The 21,350-nt window shown below is 42.7% G+C and carries 18 protein-coding genes and 1 pseudogene; 1 reads left to right on the top strand and 18 read right to left on the bottom strand.

Annotated features, from left to right (window positions below):
• Positions 1-232: 232 nt before the first annotated feature.
• The 13 genes from EG2_RS08780 to gnd all read right to left on the bottom strand — a co-directional run bounded on the left by EG2_RS08780 (position 233) and on the right by gnd (position 12,243).
• Positions 233-1,627 carry a glycoside hydrolase family 1 protein gene (locus EG2_RS08780; protein ID WP_060814387.1) on the bottom strand — a complete coding sequence of 465 codons (1,395 nt, stop codon included), beginning with the start codon at positions 1,625-1,627 and terminating at the stop codon, positions 233-235.
• Positions 1,624-2,607, bottom strand: a complete 984-nt coding sequence (locus EG2_RS08775) for a LacI family DNA-binding transcriptional regulator (protein WP_060814386.1) — start codon at positions 2,605-2,607, stop codon at positions 1,624-1,626. The genes EG2_RS08780 and EG2_RS08775 overlap by 4 nt, the downstream gene beginning before the upstream one ends.
• A gap of 317 nt (positions 2,608-2,924) precedes the next feature.
• Complete coding sequence (locus tag EG2_RS08770; protein WP_060814385.1) at positions 2,925-3,641, bottom strand: HAD family hydrolase; 717 nt, start codon at positions 3,639-3,641, stop codon at positions 2,925-2,927.
• Between the two features lie 74 nt (positions 3,642-3,715).
• Positions 3,716-4,348: a bifunctional 4-hydroxy-2-oxoglutarate aldolase/2-dehydro-3-deoxy-phosphogluconate aldolase gene (locus EG2_RS08765; RefSeq protein ID WP_060814384.1), complete on the bottom strand. Its 633-nt coding sequence runs from the start codon at positions 4,346-4,348 to the stop codon at positions 3,716-3,718.
• Between the two features lies 1 nt (position 4,349).
• On the bottom strand, positions 4,350-5,444 hold the full coding sequence (gene uxuA, locus EG2_RS08760) for a mannonate dehydratase (protein ID WP_060814383.1): 1,095 nt from the start codon (positions 5,442-5,444) through the stop codon (positions 4,350-4,352).
• 15 nt (positions 5,445-5,459) lie between these two features.
• Complete coding sequence (locus tag EG2_RS08755; protein ID WP_060814382.1) at positions 5,460-5,915, bottom strand: PTS sugar transporter subunit IIA; 456 nt, start codon at positions 5,913-5,915, stop codon at positions 5,460-5,462.
• Between the two features lie 46 nt (positions 5,916-5,961).
• A complete protein-coding gene (locus tag EG2_RS08750; RefSeq protein WP_071870130.1) occupies positions 5,962-6,843 on the bottom strand; it encodes a hypothetical protein in 882 nt (293 codons plus the stop codon).
• Between the two features lie 114 nt (positions 6,844-6,957).
• A complete protein-coding gene (locus EG2_RS08745; RefSeq protein ID WP_003125581.1) occupies positions 6,958-7,464 on the bottom strand; it encodes a PTS system mannose/fructose/N-acetylgalactosamine-transporter subunit IIB in 507 nt (168 codons plus the stop codon).
• An 18-nt stretch (positions 7,465-7,482) separates the two neighbouring features.
• A complete protein-coding gene (locus EG2_RS08740) occupies positions 7,483-8,340 on the bottom strand; it encodes a PTS system mannose/fructose/sorbose family transporter subunit IID (protein WP_060814380.1) in 858 nt (285 codons plus the stop codon).
• Positions 8,341-8,361: 21 nt separating this feature from the next.
• Positions 8,362-9,192 carry a PTS mannose/fructose/sorbose/N-acetylgalactosamine transporter subunit IIC gene (locus EG2_RS08735; RefSeq protein WP_060814379.1) on the bottom strand — a complete coding sequence of 277 codons (831 nt, stop codon included), beginning with the start codon at positions 9,190-9,192 and terminating at the stop codon, positions 8,362-8,364.
• An 11-nt stretch (positions 9,193-9,203) separates the two neighbouring features.
• A complete protein-coding gene (locus tag EG2_RS08730; RefSeq protein ID WP_060814378.1) occupies positions 9,204-10,307 on the bottom strand; it encodes an iron-containing alcohol dehydrogenase family protein in 1,104 nt (367 codons plus the stop codon).
• 12 nt (positions 10,308-10,319) lie between these two features.
• Positions 10,320-11,324, bottom strand: coding sequence for a D-isomer specific 2-hydroxyacid dehydrogenase family protein (locus tag EG2_RS08725; RefSeq protein WP_060814377.1), 1,005 nt, complete (start codon positions 11,322-11,324; stop codon positions 10,320-10,322).
• Positions 11,325-11,340: 16 nt separating this feature from the next.
• Positions 11,341-12,243, bottom strand: coding sequence for a phosphogluconate dehydrogenase (NAD(+)-dependent, decarboxylating) (gene gnd, locus EG2_RS08720; RefSeq protein ID WP_060814376.1), 903 nt, complete (start codon positions 12,241-12,243; stop codon positions 11,341-11,343).
• A 151-nt stretch (positions 12,244-12,394) separates the two neighbouring features.
• Between gnd and EG2_RS08715 the strand changes: the two genes are divergently transcribed.
• A complete protein-coding gene (locus tag EG2_RS08715; RefSeq protein WP_003125570.1) occupies positions 12,395-13,243 on the top strand; it encodes a MurR/RpiR family transcriptional regulator in 849 nt (282 codons plus the stop codon).
• Between the two features lie 270 nt (positions 13,244-13,513).
• Here the strand turns inward: EG2_RS08715 and EG2_RS08710 are convergent, their stop codons facing one another.
• The 5 genes and pseudogenes from EG2_RS08710 to kdpA all read right to left on the bottom strand — a co-directional run bounded on the left by EG2_RS08710 (position 13,514) and on the right by kdpA (position 21,087).
• Entirely contained in the window at positions 13,514-14,200 is a 687-nt protein-coding gene (locus tag EG2_RS08710; protein WP_060814375.1) for a response regulator transcription factor, read from the bottom strand.
• Positions 14,201-14,215: 15 nt separating this feature from the next.
• On the bottom strand, positions 14,216-16,792 hold the full coding sequence (locus EG2_RS08705) for a sensor histidine kinase (protein ID WP_060814374.1): 2,577 nt from the start codon (positions 16,790-16,792) through the stop codon (positions 14,216-14,218).
• 25 nt (positions 16,793-16,817) lie between these two features.
• Entirely contained in the window at positions 16,818-17,339 is a 522-nt protein-coding gene (locus EG2_RS08700; protein ID WP_060814373.1) for a potassium-transporting ATPase subunit C, read from the bottom strand.
• A 24-nt stretch (positions 17,340-17,363) separates the two neighbouring features.
• Positions 17,364-19,400: pseudogene (kdpB, locus tag EG2_RS08695) on the bottom strand (potassium-transporting ATPase subunit KdpB); the annotation flags it as partial.
• A gap of 10 nt (positions 19,401-19,410) precedes the next feature.
• Positions 19,411-21,087, bottom strand: coding sequence for a potassium-transporting ATPase subunit KdpA (kdpA, locus tag EG2_RS08690; protein WP_060814371.1), 1,677 nt, complete (start codon positions 21,085-21,087; stop codon positions 19,411-19,413).
• Between the last annotated feature and the right edge of the window lie 263 nt (positions 21,088-21,350).

The raw sequence follows: 21,350 nt of genomic DNA, 5'->3' as shown, positions 1-21,350 counted from the left end.
TCGATTTCTTGTAAAATATTCCATGTTTTTTTCACTAAACTGCTTTTCTGCTTTTCTACTGGCTGCGTTGTTAAGTTCCTTCGCTTCCTCCTTCGCACCCCTGATCACAGCCTGATCAAGCGCCTATCAGTCAAAAAAAAATGAAGGGAAAACCTCCCTTCATCTGCTTCAACTATTCTATCTGCTCTGTTTGGATCATCCTAATGCTTGCCTTGATAGATTCATGAAAGACTCATCCTTCAAAGCCATTGTTCTCAGAGACTTGCTTGAACCAGTGTCCTGATTTTTTGATTGTCCGCTGCCGATCATTTTCCAAGTCGACGGAGATAAAGCCGTAGCGGTTTTTGTAGGCATTGGTCCACGACCAGTTGTCCATGCAGGTCCACATATGATAGCCTAGACAATTGGCGCCTTCTTGAATTGCTTGATGAACATATTTCAAATGTTCTGAAACAAATTCAATCCGATAATCATCATGAATCATCCCATCTTCACCTAAGAAACGCTGCTCATTTTCAACTCCCATGCCATTTTCCGAGATAAAGCAAGGCAGGTTGCCATAGTTATCGCGAAGGTTGAGCAATAGATCGTAAATGCCTTTTTCATAGATTTCCCATCCACGATAAGGATTCATTTTTTTCCCTGGCATATCATACACATCAAAATAATTTTCTGGCATCGGCGCAGCTGTAGAATCGACCGGCGTTTCTTTCGCCTTGATTCGCCGTGGCTGATAATAGTTGACTCCCAACAAATCGACGGTATTGTTTTTGATGATGTCCAGATCATCCCCTTGCATCTCAGGTACCATGTCTAATTCTTTCACGATTTTCACCAGTTCTTCTGGGAAAATTCCTTTGACTGCAGGATCAAGAAACGACCGATTGAAGAAGGCATCCGCGATTTCTGCTGCTCGAACATCTTCGGAATTATTACTGTCTCTTGGATAACTTGGAGTTAGATTCAGTATGATGCCGATTTGTCCAGTTTGCCCACTTTCATGGTAAGCTTTGATCGCCAAAGCGGAAGCCAATGCTTCATTGAATCCAACTTGAACAGCCTGCTTCATATTGCTTTTTTCTGGATAATGCAGCTGATACAAATAACCCGCCTCAACAGGAACGATCGGCTCATTATGAGTAAACCATTTTTTGACTTTTGCACCAAACAATTCGAAACATTGTTTGGCATATTCTGCATACGCATCTACCGTTTCACGAGCTAACCAACCACCCTTTTCTTGCAACGCCATCGGCATATCAAAATGGTAGAGGTTAATAAAAGGCTCGATGCCGTTGTTAATCAACTCATCAAAATAATCATTGTAAAAAGCAACTGCTTGGGGATTGACTGCCCCTGTTCCATCAGGAATCAACCGACTCCATTGAATCGAAGTCCGAAAAGAGTTATGGCCGGTTTGAACCATCAATTGGACATCCTCTTTGTATTTAAGATAAACTTCCGATGCTTTGTCAGGACCTACTTGGTTAAAAAATTTTTCGGGTTCTTTGGCATACCAGTAATCAAAAATATTTTCGCCTTTGCCGTCTCCGGCTACCCGTCCTTCTGTCTGCGGGCCGCTGGCTGCGGAACCCCACCAAAAATTTTCTGGAAATTGAACCTTCATGTTTCTGCTCCCTCCGCTAATCCTAGTAGTTGATTTTCCATTAAGACCACTTGCTTTTCAGTGGCCGTGTTTCCCATTTTGATTCGTTCTAAGACAAGTTCTGCAGCTTTTTCCCCCATTTTTTCTGCTGGTGGATTCACAGTGATTTGCGGCAACAAACTCTGTTCTGCTTCAGAAAGATAATCATAGTGACCAAAGGCGATGTCTTTTCCAACGATCAATCCCTTTTGATTGAAACATTCCAAAGCCCCCACTGACATGTTGTAGTTACTGACAAAAATTGCAGTCGCTCCCCATGCGACTAATTCTTCAGTTCCCCGATAACCGCTTTGTCTTGTGTAGTCCCCCACCACGATTTTCATTTCTGCTTCATTGTTTGCCATAGCAGCTTGCGCACCAAACAGTCGTTCTCTCGCAGTGTGATCCGACTGTGGGGCGGAAAGATAACCGATTTTTTTGTGTCCAGCTGCTAAATAATGGTTGATGACGTCAAAAACACTTTGACGGTCGTTCAATAAGAGAACATCGGCGATTCCTTGTGTCTCAGGATGATTCAAAAAGACAATGGGTATCTGAATGTCCTGCCATTTCGACAAATCAAACTTTTTTTCATCAGAAAAGAAAACAATCAAGCCATCGACAGCATGCTGCAATAAATAATCGAGTTTGTCATGGTCCTCTTTGCTATTCGTAAAACCACTCAGCAAAATACTATAGCCATTTTCTTCCGCGACTTTCTCGATACCAGAAACAACTTCCGAGCCAAATCGACTGGAGATGCGATTCATCAATAAGCCAAGTGAATAGCTGCGATTGTTCTTTAAACCCTTCGCAATAATATTCTCTTTGTAGTCAAGCGACTCAATAGCAGCAGCAATCTTTTCTCTATTCAATTGTTTCAGCTGATGTCCATTCAAATATCGGGAAACAGTCCCTACGGAAACACCTGCTAATTGCGCAACATCTCGAATCGAAGCCATGTTTCTCACCTTTCTCTGCTGCCATTTTTCACGATCCATTTTTTAATGATTATGAATCGTTGGATTCATTGCTTTGCTTTTGGTAATGGGTGATGATCCCCTTCACGATTTAATAGAAATCAGCAGCTTGTTAAATAATTGAACCGGTTCAATTTTAAACTATAGCACGTTTTTCCAAAATTGCAATCTTTTTTGGATACGTATTCATTTTTTCTTTGCATTTAATTACGCTAAAAATGTAAAAGATGAATGGTTGGCAATACGCTGCAAGAGCTGAATAGAACCATTCATCTTGAGCGAACCGATCAAATTTCCGATTACCTAAGTAATTGATTGGCTAGTAAAAAGTCTTTGACTTCAGCTAAATCAGTAAAGTGTTGGACACCCTGCAGCAGCGCCTCTTTATTGAGGATTGGTTGTTTGCTCAACGGGTATCTTCCTTTTCTTGTCGGTAAGTCAGTCAAATCATCTTCAATCAGAAACGCTGAGATGCCCGCTTTTTCAGCAGCAGCTATCCCGGCAAACGAGTCTTCTAAGACTAAGGCATCTTTTGGGAGAACCTTTGCCTGATGACAAGCCGTCAAAAAAATTTCCGGGTCGGGCTTTCCTTGCTTGACTTGATCGCCAGCTACGATGATATCAAAGATAGGCGGCATCTTTTCTAGCTCAAAATAGGTGGCGATTTTTTCTCGGGAAGAAGAGGAGGCTAATGCGATTTGGCAGGTATGCTGCTTCAGCTCCTTTAGTAAATCGAGCAACCCCGGCTTTTTGTAGACTCTTTTTTCTTCAGCTAAAATGGCTTCTTTGTATCGGTTCATCGAATCCCGCCATTGGTCAACAGGGACATCGCCGTACAACTCTTTCATTCCTTGACGAATCTCGGCTTCTCTTTTCCCGGTCAAATAATAATAGACATCGTGGATCAATTCAAAATCGTGTTCTTCAGCAGATTTTAGATAGGCCCGGTAGGCAAGTCGTCCTGTTTCGAACATTAAGCCATCCATGTCAAAAATTACTAGTTGGATTGTGTTCATTCGCTTTCTCCTTCTTTATTTTAAAAAAGAGCCATGCGTCTAGCATTAGATCGCACCGCTCTCTGTTTTGATACTCAGATCGATTCAAGGATTGCTTTCAAGGATGCTAAATGTGCATCCCCTTGCTCATAATCCCTGACCAGCTCTTCTGAAAGGATGAACGAACCCCCAACTGCGATCACTTGCGGGTGAGCAAGGTAGTCTCGGCAATTGTCCTTAGAGATTCCGCCAGTTGGCAAAAATCGAACATCATAGAAGGGACCGCTTAACGCTTTGATTGCCTGTAACCCGCCATAAATATCTGCTGGAAAAAATTTCACAGTTTTGATCCCAAACGATACGGCTTTCTGAATATCATTTGGTGTCGCTGTTCCTGGAAAAATCGGGATCTGATTCTTTAAACAGTGATCGACAACTTCTGGAACAATAGCTGGAGAGACAATAAACTGGGCCCCCTTTGCTACCGCTTGTTGGGCTTCTTCAAGTGTTCTCACCGTGCCGGCTCCCACGAGCAACTTCCCTGAGCGTGTTAAGTGTTCGATTGCTTTTAACGCCAGTTCGCTGCGGAAAGTCACTTCAATCAAACGAATATCGTGTTTAATCAATAATTCTTCTAGTGGATCTAGCAACGACATGTCTGTGGCGGTATAAAGCGGTAAAACTTTCGTAGCCGCTAAATGTTCGATCAATGTATCGACGTTTGCCATTCTATTCCCCCGCTTTCTGATCAATTTCTGCAGACCTTTGCGATTTGACAACCGCTTCATGCAGTCCTTGCAAATAACTAATCCCCAAAGCTCGATCATACAGACCATATCCTGGCATTGCTACTTCCCCCCAGATCGTTCGCCCATGATCTGGACGAATCACTCCAGTAAATCCTACATCCACCAAGGCTTTCATAATGGCATACATATCTAGTGAACCTTCTGTAGACAAGTGTGCAGACTCTTTGAATTTGTGGTCTCCCATAAAGAGAACGTTTCGGAAATGAACAAAATTAATTCGGTCGCCGACCTCATGAATGATCGACACTAGATCATTTTTGGGATCGGCGCCTAACGAACCAGTGCATAGCGTCAATCCATTATAAGGAGAGTCAACAATAGCCAATATCTTTTTCAAGTCAGACAAGTTTTTGGTGATTCGCGGCAAGCCGAAGATCTCCCAAGGCGGATCATCCGGATGGATGGCCATTTTAACATCCATTTCTTCGCAAACAGGAATAATTCGTTTCAGAAAATAAGCCAAGTTATCGAAAAGAACCTCTTCTGTCACTCCGTCATAGGTCTCCATCAGTTGCTTGAATTTCTTTAACCGTTCTTCTTCCCAACCAGGCAGCTTGAATCCTTTTGATTGGCTGTGGATCAATGTGTACATTTCGCTAGGTTCCATCCCATCCACCACTGCTTGGTCATACAGCAATGAGAAACTGCCATCCTCATTTTCATAAAAAAGATTGGTTTTTGCCCAACCAAAAATTGGCTTAAAACTATAACAGATCAGATGTATGCCACAAGCAGAAAGATTTTTGATCGTCTGAATGTAATGATCGATGTAGTGATCCCGTTCTTCTGTTCCTGCCTTGATCGCGTCATGGATCGCCACACTTTCGATTCCTAGTAATGTCAGTTCTTCTTTTTCGATCGATTGCTTTAATTCCTCAATTTCGGCAATTTCCCAAATATCTCCCGGCAGTTTGTTTAACAAGGTGCCGATGACCCCATTGATGCCAGGTATTTGACGGACATTTTGCAAAGGAATCGAGTCTCCTTCGCCATACCATCTAAAGCCCCATTTCATAGTCAACATCCTTTCTTAAAAATCATCATCGTCATCCTCATCGCCAACAGCTGGCGTCTCATTCGAGATATGCCAAAAAGCAACACTATCTTCTCCTTGATCGATCACTGCTTGTGCCGCTGATGCAATTGGTGTTTGCAGTAATTGATGATTGATTGCTTCTAACACCATCGGCAAGTTGGTACCGCCAATAACGTAAACTTCTTCTTGCAGCTCTTTTTCTAACTGATTGATCGTCAAAACTGACTGGTTGTAAGGGCTAGCGCTCAGTAAGTCTACTAAGATCAGCACCCCTTCTCGTTGATCGACTTGATGTACTGCGGCACTGATTTTTTCTCCCAGTGCTTGAACATCGTCTCCTTGATACAAGTTGACTGTCGCTATATTTTCGACTGCTCCCATGATGACTGTTGCCGCATCTTTCAGTCCATCGCTTAATGTGCCATGGGTAGCAAGTACGATTCCCAACATTGTCATTCCTCCTTTGTCTCCCTGCATGGGTTTCCATGCAAAACGTTTACTGTAACAAGGCAATCGTCTTGTTTACATTTTCCATATTGATGTCTTTTTGCCTTAATAATTGTTTAGGCAGATAATATCCCGCTGTTGATTCCTTATTTCCGCTGATCACATAATTGATTGCTGCATGGCTTCCTTCTTCTTGAAGGATTCCGAGTCGTGCTAATTGTTTGCGATCAAACTCTGTTCCTACTACATGTAGAGGTGCTTTGGCACCAACAGAATCCAGATAATAAATCGTAGCCTTACGCTTGACTGAATCTCGTAAAACTTCTAATCCTCGTTCGCCATAGCTCCCTTCATCCAAGAACGCAAACGCAGTGTTTTGTCGTTCATTTTCACTGATTAAAGCCAATAATGCCAAAACCGAAGAAGTATTTCTCGTTAAGTTTTTCTGGAAGACGGCCCCTTTTACCACTTTTCCCAATAAAAGAAAGTACAAACCAAATGCCAGAACTAAGAAAAATGTTTGCCAAGAAAAAAGTACAAAACCGTCAGCAGCAAATTGACTATAGAACCATGTCGCTACTGCGCCGATCCCAATCGTTATGAATGAGCTGACAAGAATAAAATTCATTGTTTGACGACCTTGCGCCTTCCGATCAAAAAAATGATAAGCGCCAAAATGTTGTGGCGGTGTATCATAATACGTACAAATGATTCGATCTGCTTGAGCGATATCTCCGATGTAAACATTTCTCGAAGCTGCTTTATGTTTCAAATCATATTCGATTACGCGAATATCTTTTCTTATTTGTGAGATATCTGTCACTAAAGCATTTAGGAATCTTTTTTTGCTGCGGTCACTTAAGCGAGAACGATAAATATAGCGGTAACGAAACAGCCAATCATTGAAGCGGTCTTTCTGCATCTTTTTCATCTCCCATTTTCCGAAGGATCCAGCACGTTTTCAACAGCCTTTGAGCTAGCAACCATCAAATGACCGTTGCTTTTTTGTTATTGATGGAACTAGCTCATTTGCTGTATTTGGTAGTTATAATCCGAATTGTTTCAAGACCTCTTTTAAAGAGGATTTAGGAGCAGAAGGTGTTGCTTGGAAATAGATGTTTTCGACCCCATAGTGTTCATTCATTTCTTTTAATCTTGCGGCATCTGCTTTATTCAAGTAGACAGATTTTGTGACTAACAGATCTTTTTCTGGATCTTTCTGTGCGATCCCGCCAATGTTCAACTCTTTCATTGGCACACCATGGGTGACCAGATCATAAATCACACTGATGGTTTTTGCGATCAGGATGCAGTTGTACTCTTTAAACGCATATTCATCCCAATAAAATTTTGCTTTTTCTGGTGTCACGACAATCGTTTTTTGTCCTGTGCGACTGCCGGCATTTTTATATAGATCTCGCATGAATTTATCCTTGGCAACCACTTCATCAACGACGAAGATAGAGTTGACCCCGCTTTTTTGAGACAACGTCATCATGACTTGCCCATGAATCAACCGTTCATCCACACGTGCTAAATTTACTACACCCATTGTTTTCCACTTCCTTTTCTATAAAATCCCTACGCCGGCGAGAATGATCAAGATCAAAGTCAGCCAGAGCAGTGCTTGCGTAACTTTTAAGCCTTTTTTCGTATAGAACCAATAAACACCCATTACGACAGCCAATGGCAAGATACCTGGAACAATCTGGTCAAGAATATCTTGAATGATAAATTCTCGTCCTGAAATATCAAATTTCAGCGAAGAAGAGACATTGACATAGTTTCCGGCTAGGACCCCCATCATAAACAACCCGAGAACAGACAATGTTTCGATTGCTGTCTGAACACCGGTGCTTTGCATCAATCCGGTCGCGTTTCGCCCCATTGCAAAAGCTTGTCGAGCAAAAAATACACCTAAAAATGCTTGGTATAAAGCAAAACAGACAAATGGGAACAATGCACCTAGCGGACTTCCCTGCTGGGCCCATGGAACAGCGATCGCAATAAAGATATACTGTACTGTTCCAGAATCGATCGCATCACCGATCCCTGCTAAAGCGCCCATCAACCCTGCTTTTGTGTTGTACATCAAATCATCTTGCATCAGAACTTCTTTGTTTTCATGTTCTTCTTCTGCCCGCTGCTGTTCCATAGAAGACATCAGGCCTGTGATCACGCCGCCCCCCCAGCTCAATTGCGTATTGAAAAAGAGCAGTTGCCGCTTATAGGCAGCCTTGAGGGCGTCTTCATTCTTATATAATTTTCGTAAGATCGGCATCATTGCGTATAAAAGTGACGGTGCCAGATAGCGTTCAAATGAATGGGGAATCTCATTGGCAAAATGCCAACGGAGATAAGCTTTCGTGACATCTTTTTTTGTGATTTCTTCTGGAGCGGCTTGCGTAGCTTTCACTGATTCTGTCATTTTTTCCTTCCTCCTTGTTTCTTAGAATCCATCATCGTAATCGTCCTCATCAAAGGATGCATTGGACGTATTCGTTTCAGCAACTGGAGCTAATTTTCCTTTTTGTGATTGTACAAAGATCAATGCGATCAGAACACCAAAGATTGCGTAAGTAACCATAGTGATTTCCAATGATTTCAGTACGACACTCATAAAATAGGCAAGGAAAAAGAAAACCATGTAATCTTTCCGACCAATGACATAAACAGTCGTTGCAATCCCGATCGCTGCCAAGCCACCGCCTACTACCTCCAGAATATGGATTACGACAGTCCCTTCAAGGGCATTGATGACATCGGCGATCAGTGGTGCACCCAGATAAAGTGCGATGAAAACAAGCGGTACAAATAAAATAAATGAGGCCAACGTTGGATACAAAATGATCGAACGAGTAATTGCTTTTGTATTCATATCTTCCACTGCTTTATCCGTATACTTCCCTAAAAATGTATTGATAAAGAACCGGAACTGATACAAATAACTGCCTAAAAGTCCCACTGGGACAGCAACTGCGATCGCTGCTTCGGGCTTCAGATTACCTAATAATGCTACCGGTACAGCAATAGCCGCAGCAATCGATGGTTCAGCTGGCATTGAGCCGCCGGGAGAGAAGACCCCCATATAAATCATCTGTAGTGCAGCAGTAACAATCATCGCTTGCGCTACATCCCCCATTACAATCCCAACAACCAACCCAGTCATCAATGGTGAGAAACGAAGGGTTAATGTTGCGCCCCCGCCAAGCCATCTAGACATGACTGCCGCAACCCATAAAGCAATCAGTAGACTCTGTGTAATACTTAAAGTTTCCATTTTTCCTCCTCCTAAACCTGCTCGATATAGTTTTCTAAATCTAAAAGTGCTTTTTTCAGCCGTTCTTTCGTTATAGAAACCGGAATCAGATGAACTTTCTCTTTTGAATCAACAAATGCCACCAACTGATCGATCACTTGCGGGTCTTCTGGATAGATCCCCATTTGATGCAGAGACATTGGCAACTGCAATTCTCGATAAAATGGCAATAACTGATCAATAACCGTCCATCTTTCTTCAATCGCTAATTGATAAAAAATACCGTAAGCAACTTTTTCACCATGCAAAAACTGATGACTTGCTGGCAGATATTTGCTGATTGCGTCATGCATCGCATGGGCTGCCGCATTGCGGGCGTATTTGTCACCCAATCCACCAACTAAACCGGCAACTGCAAACACAATCTCTGACAAGTGAATGAATTCTTCTGTCACCTTTTGCTCTTCCATATCCTGGATTGCTTGTTTTGACTGAGATACAATCGCGTTCTCGCATAGTTTGGCTGTGTAGCCAGCCAATTGTAGAAAAGGCTCATGTTGAAGCTGTGGTTGCGCCAAAATTGTTTCTGATTCATACCACTTTGCTAAGGTATCTGCTAGTCCAGCAATAAAGTAGGAAACTGGCGCATCAATCACTAGTGTCGGATCTGTGATCAAAAAAGCCGCTTGCCGCAAGAAATGCTCTGACTTTCCTTCAGATTCACCGTTTTCTTTATACATCACAGCTAACGGTGTCCATGGTGCACAGTTACTTGCTAAGGTTGGCACGACACCAAATGGCGTATTGGTCAGATGGGCTGCGTAACCGACCAAATCGGTCAATTTTCCGCCGCCGACACCGATGATAAAATCAATGTTATGTGCTTCCACTTGATCTTTGATCAAATTTGCACCGTAGTAACTGCATTCCCCAGTATACTGATGATAAAAAACATCCTGGGGCGCCTCGTTAATAAAAGTCAATTTGGGTTGCGCTTTTTGCCATGAAATCGAGCCATGAACGATCAATAATCGTTTGGCTTGATACTCTTGCAGCAGCTCTGGAATATGGGCTAAAGCACCTTCATGGTAGCGATAAAACTGAGGACCAACTTTTACTTTTAAATCAGTTAACATTTCCTTCCCTCCTTATGAGAAAACAAGAAAATCGCTTTGATCTTGAACAGCTCGTTCTGGTAATTGCCCTTGAATGATCTGTTCGATGTCCGTCACACATTTTTCTCCCATCTGTTCGAGACACTCCATTGTGTAAGCAGACGTATGAGGTGTCATGATTACGTTATCAAATGCCAAGTATGGGTGATCCTTGCGCCCAGGTTCTTCTTCTAAAACATCTGTCGCTAAGCCAGCGATCTTCCCGGATTTTAAACCGTCTACAATTGCTTGTTCATCTAAAAGTGCTCCGCGAGCACTATTTGACAAATACACTTGGTCTTTCATTATTTCAATTTCTTTGGTTGAAATCATATGATAATTTTCTTCTGTCAAATTGGCACACAGACAAATGATGTCTGAACGAGTCAGTAACTCATCTAACTCAACTTTCTTCCCGCCATAACTTTGTATGTGGAGTGCTGATTGATAGGGATCATAGGCTAATACCTCACAGCGAAACCCATTGCGCAAAATCTCCACGACACAACTTCCTGTGTTGCCTACACCTATGACACCTACTGTTTTATTGAATAATGCTCGCCCGACGAATTTGGCTCGTGACTCCCATTGATCTTGCCGAACTTTCACAGATGATTCTACGGTACACCGCAAAAGCGCCAACAGATTCGTCACATTGTTTTCTGCCACCGCATCTCGTTCCACCAATGCTGGGATGATCGAAACGATCGTTTGATGGTTACGTGCAGCTGCTAGATCGATATTGTTGTAGCCAATACCATGACGAGTGATCAATAATAGCTCATCTTTGTGTTCAAAAAATTCCTCTGTAAAGTGAGGCGTCACACTGGCGATGATCAGATTATAACCTTGTAAACGTTGTGCCAATTCCTTCCCGGAAATGTCACTTTCCACATCAAAGTGAGTCACTGTCCCGATTTTTTCGAGCCTCTGGATATGTTGAGGAAATATTTTGCCAAAACTACTAGAGTTGACTATTGCAATCTTATACTCAAGCATCCTAAGTCTCCTTCCTTTATTCCGTTTTTGTTACGATTTCGTGGCCGCCAAATCCATTTCGCAGCGCAGACACCACTTTTGCTGAGAAGCTGTCTTGCTCTTGTGATATATTTCTCATGAAAAGACTTAATGCGATCGTTGGAACGGCAACGTCCATTTCTAGTGCTGTTTCCACCGTCCATTTGGCTTCCCCTGAAGCAGCAACGATACCACGATACTCTTCTAAGTGAGGGCTATTGGAAAATTGTACTTCGGCAATCTCCATCAGCCAGCTGCGGATTACCGATCCGTGGTTCCAGACATGGGCTACTGCTGCTAAATCAAAAGCATACTCACTCTGCTCAATCAGTTGGAACCCTTCACCGATTGCCTGCATCATGCCATATTCGATCCCGTTGTGGATCATCTTCAAAAAATGACCGCTTCCTGATGCACCTGCATAAAGATACCCGTCTTCAATAGCAACATCTTTGAATATTTGTTCAATCGAATGAAAGGCATTTAAGTTGCCGCCGATCATCAGACAAGCATTCTTGCGCGCACCGGAGATTCCTCCTGAAGTGCCGCAATCCAAATAGGCAACCTCTTTGTCTGCAAACTGTTTCCCTCGTCGAATCGAATCTTTATAATTTGAATTTCCACCTTCTATCACGATATCCTCTGGTAAAACAAGTGGCAGCAAGTCTTTTAGTACCGATTCTGTGATTTCCCCTGCTGGCAGCATCAACCAGATGACTCGTTTGCCAGTAAATGAAGCGACCATTTGGCTGATAGTCTCATATGTTTCTATTCCCTCCCTTCGTGCAGCAAGTCGTGCTTGTTCAGAAAGATCCATCCCTTTTGTTTGATAGCCATGATCTTTTAAATTGCTTGCTAAGTTCAAGCCCATTTTGCCAAGACCGATAATACCAATCTCCATGATAGCGCCTCCATTTCTATCTTCATTATACAAAAAATATTTTTTTTGTAAATACAAATAATAAAAAATATTTTTTATTTGCATTTCTCTAGAAATCGTTGTACTTTAAAAATGAAGGCTTCGGAATGTATTGAAAAAGGAGAAAAACACTATGACTATATCGATTCGCTTAAAAATCAAGACCCTCTATAAAGACTTAAGCCCCAAAGAACAAGCAATCGCCGATTACATACTTGAAAACCCCAGTAAGGTTAGCCATAGTTCCATTAGTGATTTAGCAAATGAGCTAGGAATGGCGGATTCGACATTTTTTCAATTTACCAAAAAACTTGGTTACAACGGTTTTAAAGACTTCAAGATGGCCATGTTGATGCAAGAAAATGATTTATCCGCCATCTCTTTCCATGAAAATATTCAGCAATCAGATAACGAGCTGACCATGGCGCGAAAAGTCTTTGATTCCAACCTCACCACATTGACCGATACGCGGAAACTACTGCAAGAAGAAGATTTGAAACAAGCCGTCCAAATGATCGACAGTGCCAAGCGATTGTTCTTTTTTGGCGTAGGCGGTTCTGAAATCGTTGCCGCTGATGCATACCATAAATTCTTGCGCTCACCGATTTCTGTCGTTCACAGTGCGGATTATCACATTCAGTTGATGGAAGCAGCGTTACTGACCCCAGAAGATTGTGCCCTGTTGATTTCTCATACGGGTAAATCGAAAGAAACGATCGAACTTGCGCAAGTCGCCAAAGATTGCGGCGCCAAAGTTATCGTTATTACCAGTCACGCAGCATCTCCGCTAGCCAAATTAGGGGATGTCGTATTTATCTCCGTTTCCGAAGAAATCGAATTTCGTTCAGAAGCTCTTGCTTCCAGAATCTCTCAACTAAGTATCATCGATTCGCTCTATGTGATTTTGATGTTTATCAACCGCAACAAATCTCAAGACTCCATTGCGAAAGTTCGACGTACGATTTCTAAAATCAAAGAATAGCCTTCTTTAAATAGCGTAACAGCCTAATCTTCCTTTGTTTAAGAACCTTTCAATCATGTACTAATGGGCTATGAAAAAGTAATTTCCTCTGCTCTCCTTTCTTTGGACTTCAGAGGATTGATGGTTAGTCTAAATAAAAACCAAAGCTAACGATTAAAGTTCTGATACCGTCTAAGCGTAAGCGTGTTCGCTTTTTAGTCCATGACAATAGAAAAAAGCAGACTGTCTTTCCTCATAGAAAAATAGTCTGCTTTCTCTTGTTAAAAATCCTCACAAGTCGCGATGATCCCTTAAGCGATAACCGATACCGATCTCAGTGATCAAGTATTCAGGACTGATGGTATTGGTCTCGATTTTTTTTCGTATATTTGACATATTGACCCGCAATACTTGCGGATCAGTGCCATAAGGTCCCCAAACTTCTGTCGCCAATGTTTGGTAAGTTACGACTTTACCTAGATGTTGGAACAAAACAGTTAAGATTCGGTACTCATTTTTGGTTAAATGGATCTCTGCTCCGTTCTTAGTCAAAAGCTGCCTTTCAGTATCAAGTGTTAATTCACCATTCTTGATGACTAGCGGCATTGGCTCTTGCTTACGATGTCTGAATGCTGTGCGGATCCTTGCAAGCAATTCATTCATGCCAAAAGGCTTAGTCACATAATCATCCGCACCAAGATCCAACGCTTTAACCTTCTCGCTTTCATTGCTGCGAGCTGAGATCACGATCAATGGCACCGCCATCCGTTTGCGAATGATTTTCAATAACTCCATGCCGTCAATATCGGGCAGTCCTAGGTCAAGTAAAATCAAGTCAAAGGATTGTTCCTGAAAAATCGTCAGCGCAGCCATTCCAGTCTCTGCTACTCGAATATGATACCTTTCTTTTTCTAAAACGACTTCCATAAAATCGGCGATCGTCGGATCGTCTTCAATCAGCAAGACAGTTCTTCCCATGATGCCCACCTCCAGTTAATTCAAATAAATGCGTACGACCGTTTGACCATCTGCTACGGCCATCTCCAACTTGCCATGATGGGCATGAACAATGGTTTTGACGATGCTCAGGCCGATGCCGAGACCATTTTTTGAGTCTACCGGCACTTCATTGTCTGAAGACAGATTTGATTGGATCCGTTCAAACTGCTTCATAGATATTTCCCCGGTATTTTTTATTTCACATACCGTTTTTGCTCCTTCTTGAAATACAGACAAGTAGACTTTTTCCGAGTCTGAACCATGTCGAAAGGCATTTTCTACTAAATTAAAAATCGCTTGTTCCATCAAAATCGGATCTACTTCTACGAACAGGACCGATTCCGGCAACTGAACGATCAACTCTTTTTCCGGATAGACTTTCTTAGCATGTTCATAGACTGCACCAATGATCTCTTCGATTGGTTCTGGGGTTTTCTTGACTTGCATCGTGTCCATGTTGATACGAGTGATCGAAAGCAAATTCTCCACCATGCGGATCAGCCATTGGGACTCACTTTGGATGTCTGTCAATAACTTGCTGCGAGTCGCTTCTTTTAAAGAGTTATTGGTTTGTAAGAGCGTTTCCGCAATTCCTGAAATCGCCGTTAAAGGTGTCCGTAAATCATGAGAGATTGCCCGCAACAAATTGCTGCGAACTTTTTCTCGTTCATTTTCTAATTCAATTTTTTCTTTTTCATCCTTCAATTCTGTTTGTTCTAAAATCACAGCTAATTGGGTCAACACTAAGCGCAGATAATTTAGTTGGCTGTTCTCAAGTGGAAAATTACGGCTTCTGCGAATTCCTAAAACAGCCAATGTTTTGCTATTGGCAATAATCGGTAAATAAAATCCCTTAGCACCACTTAATGTATCGGTCCCATAACCAGACTCTTTCTGATTTTTGGCAGACCAATAAGCAACAGCCGCTTCTTCCGGATGACTCAATGCGGATTGTTTTTTTGCTCCATATTGACTTTGTTTTTGCGCTTGTGCATCATACAAAATCACTTCGCGATCTAACAAGCGGGCCAGATAGGTGGCTGACAAATCAAAAATCTGCTGCCGGTCTTCTGCTAGAACAAATTGTTTGTTCAACTCATAAAGTATTTCCATCTGCTGTTCTTTTTCCATTGAATGAACAGCTTGTTTTTTTAAACGAACCATTAAATTACTGATCATCAATGCGACAAGCAGCATGATGACTAACGTAATAGGATAACCTTGTTTATAGACGGTCAAGGAGTACAGTGGTTCAACGAAGAACCAGTTGAAGGCTAGGACGCTCAGGATCGAAGAAAGAGCGCTCCAGAAATAGCCTGAAGTTAGACGCGCCACAAGTAGAATAAAAAAGATGTAGACGAGCATCAAATTCTGATCACCAAAATGCAAATACTGCATCACTTCAGTCGTCAGTGTCGCTAAGAAAACACTGATCAGGGCAATCGCTAGATCCTTTCCCCCTCCTTCGATGACTTTCTTGGAAAGAGAAAAAATAGAAGCACGCTCCTCTTTGTAAGGAATCAAATGAATCTCAGTGTCAGGCAACCGTTTCAGTAGCCGCACATCAAGTTCTTCCACAAACAGTTTCTCATACCATGGCTTGGCCAGGTTTTTACCCATGATGATGTCGGTGGCTCCCACCAGCTTGGCATATTCGATGATTGTTTCAAAATAATTGTCTTCTTCAATGACAACGACTTCCGCGCCTAACTTTTCGGCTAATGTCGTTGCTTCATTTTTTTCTTCCGAACGTATATAAAGCACAGTCCATTCAGCACCTAATCCTTGTGCTAATCGCGCTGTCCAACGAATACTTTTTTCTGCCATTTTAGGGAATGCATCCTGGACAATCGTGATCAGTTTGCTCTGGATGCCATTGGTTCGGCCACTGATTCGATTGATGTGGTCAGAAGCCCGCTGAATCGCCAATCCCCGCAGTTGTTCCAGTTTTTTGGGAATAAAAAAATGCTGCAGCGCTCGCTTGGCATTTTCGTTAGCATAGATTTTCCCTTGTGCCAACCGATCGATCAGCTCATCTGGTTCGACATCGATCACTTTCAATGTTGCTTGTTGGAAGAATGTATCTGGGACCGTCTCTTTGACTTCGATCCCAGTTACTTCTTCTACAATATCATTCAAACTTTCAATGTGTTGGACATTGACCGTCGTATGCACATCAATACCGGCATTCAAGAGCTCTTCGATGTCTTGGTACCTCTTGCGGTTTCTTGAACCTTCAGCATTCGTATGGGCCAACTCATCGATCAAGACAATCGCTGGCTGTTGCTGAATGATCGCATCAATATCTGGTTCAGTCAACGTAATCCCTTTGTACTGGATTTCTTTCAATGGAATCTGCCGCAAACCAACCAACAGACTATTGGTATCTGGACGATCATGAGGTTCGATATAGCCTATCACCACATCTTTGCCGAGGGCTTTTAGTTCCTGTGCTTCTAAAAGCATGGCATAAGTTTTTCCTACTCCTGCAGCAAAGCCAAAGTACACCCGCAACCGGCCTTTTTTTCGATTTCCTGCTTTCAATGTATCCAAGGGTGTTGGTCTATCCATTTTTGCTTCTCCCATCAAAAATCACTTACAGTTTATCTAATGCTAAATTCAGTTCCAGCACATTGACAAATGTTCGATCAGAAAACCAATCTTTTTGTGTATTTTCTTTTATTATAGCACGAATGGCTGTTTCCTTACGATTGCGTTCTTTGGCGATGCGAGGGACTTGGACTTCAGCCGCTGCAACAGTAATATGCGGGTCTACTCCACTGGCTGATGCGGTCACCAGATCAACCGGTACCTCTGTGATTTGATTTTCTCTTTGAAGTGCCGTCTTTCTGTCTGATACCAGTGTCTCCTGTTCCGCAGAGACCGGAGACAATTGGGAGACCGCATCACTTCTGCCAGCAAAATAGCCTGGTTGCAGGAACTGTTGACCAATCAGTGTCGAGCCAATTATTTCTCCATCTACAATCCGTTGACTGCCGTTTGCTTGGTTGGAAAAAAGCAATTGACCGACACCAGTGATCACAGCAGTATACAATCCGCCAAAAAACAAAATACTAATAACCAAGAAACGCAATTGGGTCCCTAAAATCTTTTTCATTTCTGCATCCTTCTTTCAATTTGTTCATAGTAGGAAAAAGCTCAATACGATATCGATCAATTTGATAAAAATGAAAGGTGCGATCAATCCGCCTAGCCCATAAACCAGTAAATTGTGGCGCAAGATTTGACTTGCTGGTTTTTCTTTATATTTGACACCTTTTAGTGCTAATGGAATCAAAGCGACGATAATGACCGCATTATAGATCACGGCTGACAAGATCGCCGTCAGAGGACTGCCTAACTGCATTATGTTCAACTGTGCCAGTTCAGGATAGATACCATAAAAAAGAACAGGAATCACGGCGAAATATTTCGCCACATCATTGGCAATACTGAATGTCGTCAATGCGCCACGGGTCATCAACAGCTGCTTACCGATTCGCACGACTTGCAGCAATTTGGTAGGACTGGAATCCAGATCGATCATATTTCCAGCCTCCTTGGCAGCCTGTGTTCCGGTATTCATCGCCATTGCCACATCTGCTTGGGCCAATGCTGGCGCATCGTTGGTTCCGTCACCGGTCATGGCTACTAAGTGTCCTTTTTCTTGGTATTGACGAATCAATTCCATTTTATTTTCTGGCGTTGCTTCCGCGAGAAAATCATCGACTCCCGCTTCTGCCGCAATCGCTGCAGCGGTCAATGGATTGTCTCCTGTGATCATAATGGTTTTGATGCCCATTTTTCGCATATCGGCAAAGTTTTCCTGTACGCCATTTTTGACGATATCCTTCAGGTAGATGACCCCCATGACTTGGTCATTTTTGACAACTACCAACGGGGTACCCCCGGATTGCGCCACTTTGGCTACGATTTGGTCACACTGTGGTGGGTAGGTACCGCCACGAGCGAGCACATATTTCTTGATCGTATCCGCCGCGCCTTTACGAATTTGATCGCCACGATAATCTATGCCGCTCATCCGTGTCTTGGCACTAAAATCGATGAATTTCACTTCCGATTGTTCAAAAGCTCGTTCTCGAATCCCAAATTTTTCTTTTGCTAGAATAACAATACTGCGGCCTTCTGCCGTTTCATCAGCTAAAGAGGAAAGCTGCGCGGCATCTGCCAATTGCTCTTCACTAATACCGGCTACCGGTAGAAAAGCGCTAGCGCGGCGGTTTCCTAGCGTAATGGTCCCTGTTTTATCCAATAGTAAAATATCGACATCGCCAGCCGCTTCGATGGCACGTCCGCTCATGGCAATGACATTTTCTTTCGTCAAGCGACTCATTCCCGCAATCCCGATCGAAGAAATCAAAGCGCCGATCGTTGTAGGGGCGAGACAGACAAGCAATGCAATCACTACAATACTGGAAATCGCGGTGCCTTTTTGCGAAAGAACGCTGCTTAATTCTGTAAATGGCACCAATGTCACGGCAACGGCTAAAAAGATGATCGTCAATGTGATCAGAAAAATCTGCAGCCCAATTTCATTCGGGGTCTTTTTGCGCTGTGTGCCCTCTACCATTGAAATCATTTTGTCCAAAAATGAATGACCATTTTCTGATGTCACCCGAATGACCAAGTAATCAGAAACAACCGTCGTCCCGCCAGTGACCGCACTGCGGTCTCCACCTGATTCTCGGATCACCGGCGCCGATTCTCCTGTAATGGCACTCTCATCTACCGATGCAGCACCTTCAATGACATCGCCATCTGCCGGAATCTGCTGCCCAGAGACGACATAAACCAAGTCACCTTTTTTCAAATCTGATGACTTCATTTCAATGAACTGCTCTGATTGGATATCCTGTAAATCATTGATTTTGTAAGTCATGACATCTTTTTTGGCTTGTTTTAAGCTATCTGCCTGAGCTTTCCCACGACCTTCCGCGACCGCTTCGGCAAAATTTGCGAAAAGCAATGTGAGCCAAAGTAAGCTGGTGATCGTGATGGTAAACCACAATGGAATGTCAGATTGCTCAAAGCAGAGAACCGTCGCTGCGATGGCACCAATATAAACCACGAACATCACTGGATTTTTTATTTGTTGCCGCGGATCTAGTTTGAGAAATGCTTGCTTGATTGCCCAGCGATATATCTTTTTCATTTTATTCTTCTCCTTTTTATTTCAGCGTAAGAAAATCTGCGATCGGACCTAATGCCAATGCAGGTAGAAAACTTAATGCTCCGATCACTAAAATCACAATCATCAACATCGTGACGAATGTCGGATTGACGGTAGAAAGAGTGCCGTCATTCACAGATACTTTCTTCTTGCGTCCCATGTTTTCAGCCAAAAATAAAACGGCGATGATCGGAATATACCGAGAGAAAAGCATGAGTCCACTACCTAAGACATTCAAGAATGGGGTATCTGCTAACAACCCATTAAATGCACTTCCGTTGTTATTAGCCAATGATGTTGCTCCGTATAACAGTTCACTAAATCCGTGAGCCCCTTTGTTGGTCAACCATTCCAAAATATCCGGGTGCATCGCAAGCGCCATCGCCCCAAACAGCGTCAGCAGAAGCGGCGTCAAAATGACTAAACTTGCCATTTTGATATCAAAGGCTTCGATTTTCTTGCCTAAATATTCTGGTGTGCGTCCAACAAGCAGTCCGGCAATGAACACTGCTAAAAGCAGAAATGCTAACATCCCATAAAGCCCGCTACCGACACCACCAAAAATAATTTCCCCTAGTTGCATGAGAAACATCGGCACTGCACCGCCTAATGGAGTGAAGCTATCCAACATCGCGTTGACCGATCCATTGGAAGCTGCCGTGGTACTGACTGCCCACAAACTTGACCAGCCAATCCCAAAACGAATTTCTTTGCCTTCCATATTGGCTGAACCAACGACATCGTTGAAAATCGGTCCATAGTTTTCACTGATCAATACGCCTAAAAAAGCGGCAAATAGGAAGAACAGCGAAACAAATAAAATCGTTCGTCCTTGTTTCCAGTCTTTTACCCAAAAGCCAAAAGCAAAAATCAGCGCAGCTGGTAAAAGGAGAATGGCTAAATTCTCGATAAAGTTTGAAAAAATTGTCGGATTCTCAAATGGATGGGCCGAATTGGCCCCAAAAAAGCCGCCACCGTTCGTCCCTAACTGTTTGATAGCCACCTGACTAGCAACAGGACCAAGGTATAACCAAAGATTTTCTCCTTCCAAACTGTTGTAGGCCATTCCGCTACTGAAAGTTTGAACGACCCCTTGAGAGATCAATAAAATTGCAATGATCGTGGACAGTGGTAATAGGATATACAATAATCCGCGAACCATGTCTTGCCAAAAATTTCCTAAATAGGATTCTTTTTTCTGAACCAATCCACGAATGAATGCACAAAGAACAGCCAAACCAACTGCCGCCGACAAGAAATTTTGGACAGTCAAACCAAAGACTTGCGTACTATTGGATAGTGCCAACTCGCCAGAATATGCTTGCCAGTTCGTATTGGTGACAAAGCTGACTGCTGTATTAAGTGCTAAATCAAAAGACAGATTATCAACTTTTGCGCCCCCTGGCAGCCAACCTTGAACCATTAAAAGCCCCGTCAAAAACAGCAGCGAACAGATCCCGATCCCTAAAACACTGATCAAGTAACGTTTTGCGGACATTTTTCGCTGACTTTCAGAACCGATCAATCGATAGAATCCCCGCTCGATCGGTTGGATAAAGCGGACGAAACGGGGCGTCTCCCCCGTCATGATCATCTTGATATAAAACCCTAAAGGGGCTGCTAAAATCAGTAGTACAAAAAAGAAAAATAGCCCTTGAAAAACAAAACTCATCATAACTCTTCCCCCTTGAACAGAAACCAAAATAGATAAAGCATCAATCCAAAACTCATGAATCCTAAAAGTAGTAACATCTTCTTCCTCTCCTTTGATCTTATCTTAAAAAAAATGTTGTAAAGATAGTATCAAGGTTCGCTGGATTTCTTTATATCTTCTTTATACGATGAGCTGTAACACAATCTGTCTGCTTACAGCGAATTAGCGGATGGATCTTCTTGCCCACCCTGTTATATTTGGTTATACTTGTCTCACTTAATCTA

The sequence above is a fragment of the Enterococcus gallinarum NBRC 100675 genome, assembly GCF_001544275.1.
GTDB lineage: Bacteria > Bacillota > Bacilli > Lactobacillales > Enterococcaceae > Enterococcus_D > Enterococcus_D gallinarum.
Note: the sequence above shows the minus strand (reverse complement) of the source record. Positions and strands in the feature narration are given on the sequence as shown.

Bases quoted from the DNA above. Each gene is read 5' to 3' on its own strand.
- EG2_RS08745 (WP_003125581.1), bottom strand. From the start codon at position 7,464: ATGGGTGTAGTAAATTTAGCACGTGTGGATGAACGGTTGATTCATGGG.
- EG2_RS08755 (WP_060814382.1), bottom strand. From the start codon at position 5,915: ATGTTGGGAATCGTACTTGCTACCCATGGCACATTAAGCGATGGACTG.
- EG2_RS08725 (WP_060814377.1), bottom strand. From the start codon at position 11,324: ATGCTTGAGTATAAGATTGCAATAGTCAACTCTAGTAGTTTTGGCAAA.
- EG2_RS08750 (WP_071870130.1), bottom strand. From the start codon at position 6,843: ATGAAAAAGATGCAGAAAGACCGCTTCAATGATTGGCTGTTTCGTTAC.
- EG2_RS08715 (WP_003125570.1), top strand. From the start codon at position 12,395: ATGACTATATCGATTCGCTTAAAAATCAAGACCCTCTATAAAGACTTA.
- EG2_RS08770 (WP_060814385.1), bottom strand. From the start codon at position 3,641: ATGAACACAATCCAACTAGTAATTTTTGACATGGATGGCTTAATGTTC.
- EG2_RS08710 (WP_060814375.1), bottom strand. From the start codon at position 14,200: ATGGGAAGAACTGTCTTGCTGATTGAAGACGATCCGACGATCGCCGAT.
- EG2_RS08765 (WP_060814384.1), bottom strand. From the start codon at position 4,348: ATGGCAAACGTCGATACATTGATCGAACATTTAGCGGCTACGAAAGTT.
- EG2_RS08700 (WP_060814373.1), bottom strand. From the start codon at position 17,339: ATGAAAAAGATTTTAGGGACCCAATTGCGTTTCTTGGTTATTAGTATT.
- EG2_RS08740 (WP_060814380.1), bottom strand. From the start codon at position 8,340: ATGACAGAATCAGTGAAAGCTACGCAAGCCGCTCCAGAAGAAATCACA.
- EG2_RS08775 (WP_060814386.1), bottom strand. From the start codon at position 2,607: ATGGCTTCGATTCGAGATGTTGCGCAATTAGCAGGTGTTTCCGTAGGG.
- EG2_RS08735 (WP_060814379.1), bottom strand. From the start codon at position 9,192: ATGGAAACTTTAAGTATTACACAGAGTCTACTGATTGCTTTATGGGTT.
- EG2_RS08705 (WP_060814374.1), bottom strand. From the start codon at position 16,792: ATGGATAGACCAACACCCTTGGATACATTGAAAGCAGGAAATCGAAAA.
- kdpA (WP_060814371.1), bottom strand. From the start codon at position 21,087: ATGATGAGTTTTGTTTTTCAAGGGCTATTTTTCTTTTTTGTACTACTG.
- uxuA (WP_060814383.1), bottom strand. From the start codon at position 5,444: ATGAAATGGGGCTTTAGATGGTATGGCGAAGGAGACTCGATTCCTTTG.
- gnd (WP_060814376.1), bottom strand. From the start codon at position 12,243: ATGGAGATTGGTATTATCGGTCTTGGCAAAATGGGCTTGAACTTAGCA.
- EG2_RS08780 (WP_060814387.1), bottom strand. From the start codon at position 1,627: ATGAAGGTTCAATTTCCAGAAAATTTTTGGTGGGGTTCCGCAGCCAGC.
- EG2_RS08730 (WP_060814378.1), bottom strand. From the start codon at position 10,307: ATGTTAACTGATTTAAAAGTAAAAGTTGGTCCTCAGTTTTATCGCTAC.